1 protein-coding gene is annotated in these 1,619 nt (G+C 56.9%); it reads left to right on the top strand.

The window, feature by feature from the left end:
* A partial coding sequence (locus tag DFQ01_RS30700; protein WP_146216946.1) for a non-ribosomal peptide synthetase occupies positions 1–1,619 on the top strand: 1,619 nt, incomplete at both ends.

Below are 1,619 nucleotides of genomic sequence, written 5' to 3'. Positions count from 1 at the left end.
GACCTGCGCGAGCAGGAGAGCTATTGGCTGAAGCAGTTCGATGACGAAATCCCGGTGCTGGATCTGCCGCTTGATTATCCGCGGCCGCAAACCCAGCAGTTCAGCGGAGGTTCGTTCACGCTGAATCTGAAGGATACGGTCCGGGCGCAGGTTCAGCGGTTAAGCCAAGAAACCGGCGCCACCGAATATATGGTCCTTCTGGCGAGCTTTATGGTGCTGCTGCATAAATATACCCGGCAAGAAGATGTCATCGTAGGTACGCCTATTTCCGGAAGGACGCATCCGGATACGGAAGCGATGGTTGGGATGTTCGTCAACACCTTGGCATTGCGCGGACGGCCGACCGGGGAGAAGACCTATACAAGCTTTCTATCTGAGGTCCGTGAAGTCTGCCTGCAGGCTTACAGCCATCAGGAATATCCGCTGGAAGATCTGGTAGAACGCGTTCAGGTCAAGCGGGATATGTCCAGAAATCCACTGTTTGACGTGGTGTTTGTGCTGCAGAACGAAGAAGAGGTAAGCGCGTCGGCGGATGGCTTGACCATCCAGGAAGAGGAGATGCTTTTGGCGGTAGCCAAATTCGATCTGGCGGTCACGGTCGAACAGAAGAGCGCAGGCTACGCGGTTAACTGGACGTATTGCGATGAGCTGTTCAAGGAAGAGAGCGTCCGCAGGATGGCTGTACACTTCGAACGGATTTTAGAGGAAGCGCTCGGCGCTCCACAGCAGAGGATCAGCGAGATGGAGGTCGTGACGGAGCAGGAGCAGGCGCAGATCTTGCAGATGTTCAATGAGGACAACGCCGAATACGACACGGAGATAACCGTCGCGGAATTGTTCGCGGAGCAGGTGCGGAGAGTCCCTGAACGGATAGCAGCCGTCTGTGAAGGCGAAGAGCTGACCTATGCGGAACTGGACCAACGGGCAGGCCGCATCGCGGCACAGCTTAGACAACGGATAACCACCGAGGCCATGGTTGGCGTACGGCTGGAACGGGATCTGAATCTGGTCACTGCGATTCTTGGCGTGGTGCAAGCCGGCGGCGTATATTTGCCGATCGACCCGGACGCTCCGGCAGAGCGGACGAGCTATATTCTCGCAGACAGCGGGGTACAGGTGCTGCTCACAAGCCGGACGATGCTAATGGCTGCGCCGTTCAGCGGCGAAGTGCTGTACGTGGAGGATCTACTGGCGGAAGAGGATGCTGCCGAATCGCAGCCGGCTATCCAGCTGCAGCCGGAGCAGGGGCTGTATGTGATCTATACGTCCGGGACGACCGGGAATCCGAAAGGAACGATGATCGAACACCGGAATGTGGTGCGGCTGATGAAGAACAGCGCATTTCCATTCGAAATTACGGAAGAAGACGTCTGGACGCTGTTCCACGGCACATCATTTGACTTCTCGGTATGGGAAATGTACGGGGCGCTGTTATACGGCGGCAAGCTGGTCATCGTTCCTAAGGGGACAGCCCAAGACAGCTACGCGCTGCGGGAGCTGCTGCTCCGAGAGCAGGTTACGGTGCTGAACCAGGTGCCATCTTCGTTCTATGAACTGATGCAGGCGGACGCAAATGAAGCAGCGGGTAAGCTGGCGCTGCGGTACTTAATCTTCGGCGG

The organism is Paenibacillus cellulosilyticus, from assembly GCF_003182255.1.
GTDB lineage: Bacteria > Bacillota > Bacilli > Paenibacillales > Paenibacillaceae > Paenibacillus_T > Paenibacillus_T cellulosilyticus.
This window is presented reverse-complemented; position numbering and strand designations above follow the sequence as displayed.